Origin of the sequence: Flammeovirga agarivorans, assembly GCF_012641475.1 — a bacterium.
In the GTDB taxonomy this organism is placed as follows: Bacteria; Bacteroidota; Bacteroidia; order Cytophagales; family Flammeovirgaceae; genus Flammeovirga; species Flammeovirga agarivorans.
The window spans coordinates 1-758 of record NZ_JABAIL010000072.1; the positions used below are offsets into that span (position 1 = coordinate 1).

Below are 758 nucleotides of genomic sequence, written 5' to 3' on the forward strand. Positions count from 1 at the left end.
GGGTATGGAATTCGGTATCTGGGTGGAGCCGGAAATGATTAACCCGGATTCCGATCTGTACCGGGCGCACCCGGACTGGGTGCTGGCGCTGCCGGGCTATACCCCGCTGACCGGCCGCCATCAGTTTGTCCTGAACCTCAACATTCCCGAAGCGTTTGATTATCTGCTGGAGCGGATGAGCTGGCTGCTGGGCGAGCATGCGGTGGACTACGTGAAGTGGGATATGAACCGCGAGCTGGTGCAGCCTGGGGATCAGGGACGCGCCGCTGCGGACGCGCAAACGCGCCAGTTCTACCGCCTGCTGGATACGCTGGTGGCCCGTTTCCCGCACATTGAATTTGAATCCTGCTCCTCCGGCGGCGGACGGATCGATTATGAAGTCCTCAAACGCAGCCATCGCTTCTGGGCGTCTGACAACAATGACGCCCTTGAGCGCAACACCATCCAGCGCGGCATGAGCTACTTCTTTCCACCCGAGGTAATGGGCGCGCATATTGGCAATCGCCACTGTCATGCCACCTTCCGCCAGCATAGTATCGCCTTCCGCGGCCTGACGGCGCTGTTCGGTCATATGGGCCTTGAGCTGGATCCGGTGAGCGCCGATGAAGAAGAGCGCGCCGGATACCGAAAATATGCGGCCCTGCATAAACAGTGGCGCGACGTGATCCATCACGGCGTGCAGTGGCGAATAGATATGCCGGACGCCACCACCCTTGCCCATGGCGTCGTCAGCCCGGATAAAGCGCAGGCGATCTTCC

At 60.6% G+C, this 758-nt stretch carries 1 protein-coding gene; it reads left to right on the forward strand.

All coding sequences use genetic code 11. From position 1 onward, the window contains the following. Window positions 1–758: alpha-galactosidase (locus HGP29_RS28285; RefSeq protein ID WP_211093456.1), on the forward strand; the 758-nt coding region annotated here is incomplete at both ends.